At 40.6% G+C, this 3,584-nt stretch carries 3 protein-coding genes; 2 read left to right on the top strand and 1 reads right to left on the bottom strand.

The genetic code is table 11. The annotated features are described in order from the left end of the window. Nucleotides 1–230: 230 nt before the first annotated feature. Nucleotides 231–590 (top strand): hypothetical protein, encoded by a 360-nt coding sequence (locus tag HWQ37_RS17095; protein ID WP_292748947.1) that lies wholly within the window; start codon nucleotides 231–233, stop codon nucleotides 588–590. Nucleotides 591–694: 104 nt separating this feature from the next. On the opposite strand, the gene cas6 is transcribed toward HWQ37_RS17095, so the two are convergent. Beyond that, a complete protein-coding gene (cas6, locus tag HWQ37_RS17090; protein WP_292748945.1) occupies nucleotides 695–1,810 on the bottom strand; it encodes a CRISPR-associated endoribonuclease Cas6 in 1,116 nt (371 codons plus the stop codon). Nucleotides 1,811–2,245: 435 nt separating this feature from the next. Here cas6 and HWQ37_RS17085 point away from each other — a divergent pair, with 435 nt between their 5' ends. Next, nucleotides 2,246–3,550, top strand: coding sequence for a Tudor-knot domain-containing protein (locus HWQ37_RS17085; protein WP_292748943.1), 1,305 nt, complete (start codon nucleotides 2,246–2,248; stop codon nucleotides 3,548–3,550). The last annotated feature ends 34 nt before the right edge of the window (nucleotides 3,551–3,584 follow it).

The following is a 3,584-nucleotide window of genomic DNA, read 5'->3' as shown; positions in this document are numbered from 1 at the left end:
ACGTTATGAGAAACAAACTTGTGTTAAAGCATCTTCCCTTAAATAGAAGACGCTTTTGAGGTACAGCACTGCTTTACCTCAACAATAAATATGGTTTCAATTGGCAAAAAATACTGTGAAATACTTAAGTTTTAGGCTTTTTTAGAAAAATCAATAATTTCACGTATGACAATTTTTTCAACAGTTGTCCACTATAGAGTTATCAGTAATTTAGAAGATGAGTATTAATTATGGCAAGGTCAAAACGCAATTCACGTACTCTTGGCAAAGCTGAACTACGTCTAGCAAGCATTAAATCTATTAGTCCAACTCTCGATGTCGGAGAGAGTTTAACAGTCAAAGATTATACTCAAAAAATTGAAAGCCTCCGGCAATCTCTGGAAGCATACAATACCAACCTCTCTACTATTGATGTCTTACTAACCCAGATCGTTGAAAATGAACAAGATTTGGCAGACTATTCTGAGAAAATTTTGTCTGGTATTGCTTATAAATATGGTAATAATAGCCATGAGTATCAAATGGCTGGAGGTATTCGTAAAAGCGATCGCAAGCGTGCTGTGCGTCAAAGCGTCGTTTTGCCAAAGTAAGTAGGCGCAATTAAACGCGATCGCACTCTTGCAGACTCAAGTTGTTGATTCAGCTTTGCATTTGGGATGCGATCGCAATATTAATTTTTCAAGGTTCCGCTTGATTAAACGAGAGTCTTCAAAGCGCGTCGTGCCAACTTGACATAAGTTTTCACTGTTTCATAAGGCATCTCTAAATCTTCTGCTACCACCTGCAACGACTCACCCATTTCCCGGCGTGCTAAGATTGTCGCCCATTTTGAAGCGATCGCATCTGCCCGTTCTCCACCTGTCCGCTTCCGTTGTGCTTTAAACTTCTCTGTTAAATCTTCAATGCGTTTCGCCAAGACAGTTTGCACATCAGGTATATCTTGGATAACTTCAGATGACCAACCTAAACGTGTTTGTCCCAAGCCAAAAGTAGTTTTATGACCAGTACCACAGTAAGGTGCAAGTTTCCCTAAAGCCGAAAATAACTGCCCAAATTCTGGCTGCTTTGCTGCATCTTTTGTTAAAGTAAACTCAATTGCCCCAGTGAATCCTGTAACTGCGCCTTTCTTCCCCGCCAATACCTTCGCGGTTGTTAGTTGGCAACGAATAATCAATATATAATCATCTAACCAAGTCAAAAAAGCATCCTGGTCAACAGATATCCCCGAAAAGTCATTCCAGCGTCGCAGATAGCTATGAAATACATTTACTGGTACTGGTAGCGGGAAGTGATGACCTTTACGACGAAAACTTGTAGGACTGAGAAATCTCAAAGCGAGAGTCTCACTAAGCTGAGATTCTAGCAGCTGCTTATAAGTCGTGGGAGGATGGGCAATTTTGACAGAACGAATCTGCAAAGGGGCATTTTTTAAATCAAGCACTTTTGGCAAATTTTCTACCCATTGCGCCATCCACTGTTGCACCCGATTAGATAAAGCTGTGACATACCAACGATAAGAGGTGTTTGCAGATAATTGTATTTGTCTGCCGCTACTGATAATCTCTCCATTTAAAGCTGAGATAGTAAAAGGTTTCTCTGACTCTCCATCATGGAGGTAAGCCGAAAGTTCTGAGTCTGTGGAACGCACTTGCTGGAGAAACCAGGCATGTAATCCAATAGTGTATTGAGGAAAAAGGTAACAATCTTTTGCGGGGACTAACTCAAATTCCAAGCCGATTAACTCTGTGTCCGGCGACCATTTAAGCTCAGATAGAGCGATATTTAGCTGTTTTTGAGAGCGTCGAGGCATGGTGTCATTTGAGCCACAGTTTTTGTATTTTATCTTGTTTTCATCCCCAGAAGGGGATAAAGCTGTCAGTTGCCTAAGTAAAACTTAAACAGTACATTGTATCCTTAGAGGTTGTTACTAACATCGTTATTTTTTTGCCTCGTTCCCAGCCTGGAGGCTGGGAACGAATTCCAAGAGGCTCTGCCTCTTGTCAAGAAAGAGGAGGCGGAGCCTCTGGGAATGGGTTCCCAGGCTGGGAACCAGTTGGGGTAAGGTTGTATTTTAACTTAGTGCTATTCGAGCCTATTACTAACATCGTTATTTTTTGCTCAGGTCGGGGAACTCTATAAATACGGTTCAGTAATTGCCCAGCACTCACCAGAGAAAGGCTTCTTGTAGGGTGTGGACTGCTCTGAAGCGTGTTGTAACGATATCTTGAGTTTTGAGGATTGGCTGATGGATAAATCAATTATTCAGTTAGTTGACGAATTACCGACTGACAATATTACTGTTAAAGTTTTAAAGGCTCTTGATTATGTAGCTCCAGGTGAATGGAACAATTTGACTGGGTTTGATAATAATATCCGCGCCATCACTGGAGAAACCGATGCTAAGGCAATTCAGAAAATCCGCGATCGCGCCGCTACTTTATACGAAGATCCTCAACAAGGCTACAAGTTTGCAATCAAACTTTATCAAACAATTGATAAAGCAGACACAGCTATGGGAGCAGCAGCTTTAGCGAATAAAGTTAGTGAGAAAATCGGCTTTCTCTCTTTTTTAGGCAAAATTACTCCCAAAGCTGATGTTACTCAATCCATTGACTTAGTATTAAAAATTGCTGTCGAAATCATTGCCTTTTGTAAACTAAATGGCATTCCTCAACCAAATCCTCAAGAGTTTGCTAATTCTCTCGCTAACAACTATCAAAATGCATCCCTAATGCGGATGGTAGCTCTAGTTTGTCTAGATGGAATTCTACCATTAGGCCCAGACTTTCTCAGCAAAATTCATGGGGTTATTAGTGGCACTGATACTAGCGTCATCGCTCAAAATCCGGTTTTTTTAGCCGTTAATAACTTTCTTCCAGGCAGTAACCCCTCTGATAAAGTTGGTTTTATCAGTCAAGGTTTCAACTCCGTACAAGGCTGGATGAATAACTTAGTATCTAAGACAGGCATAACTCCGCAATCAATTTCTAGTAATTTGGGTAATTTTATTCAGATTGCTGATGATAATTTAGATTTGGTTGCAGCATTCTTAGATCAAACTACCAATTACTACGAGCATACAGGAATTCAAACTGTTGCTCGCAGTTTGATTTTACAAGCATACACTTTAGTAAAAGAGGAAATTAAACAAGACCAGCAAAAGCCGATTCAAGATGTCTCATCTGCTGTTAAATCAGACAATAATCAGTATGAAGTAAGCAAAACAGTAGAAATCTGGGATAATGAGGAAGAGGATTGGTATCAGGGAACAATTGAGAAAATCCAAGACGATCAGTTCTTTATTCATTACCTTGGTTACGGTTCATCTTATGACGAGTGGGTAGGCGAAGATGACATTCGGACTCGCGATCTTCGCTCCACTGATGACAATGGATATGCAGTAGGTCAAAAGGTAAAATGTTGGGATGATGAGCAAGAGGCTTGGTATTCCGCAACCATTGAGCAAATCCAAGGTAAGCAATACTTTCTTCACTACGTTGGTTATGACTCATCTTATGACGAATGGGTTGATAGCGATGAGATTTCCTAACTGTTGAATTGCAACCCGCAGATCCCCGACTTCT

The organism is Nostoc sp. NMS4 (assembly GCF_017115095.1).
Lineage (GTDB): Bacteria > Cyanobacteriota > Cyanobacteriia > Cyanobacteriales > Nostocaceae > Nostoc.
Note: the sequence above shows the minus strand (reverse complement) of the source record. Positions and strands in the feature narration are given on the sequence as shown.

Coding starts and splice junctions, on each gene's coding strand:
- HWQ37_RS17095 (WP_292748947.1), top strand. CDS start 231: ATGGCAAGGTCAAAACGCAATTCACGTACTCTTGGCAAAGCTGAACTA.
- cas6 (WP_292748945.1), bottom strand. CDS start 1,810: ATGCCTCGACGCTCTCAAAAACAGCTAAATATCGCTCTATCTGAGCTT.
- HWQ37_RS17085 (WP_292748943.1), top strand. CDS start 2,246: ATGGATAAATCAATTATTCAGTTAGTTGACGAATTACCGACTGACAAT.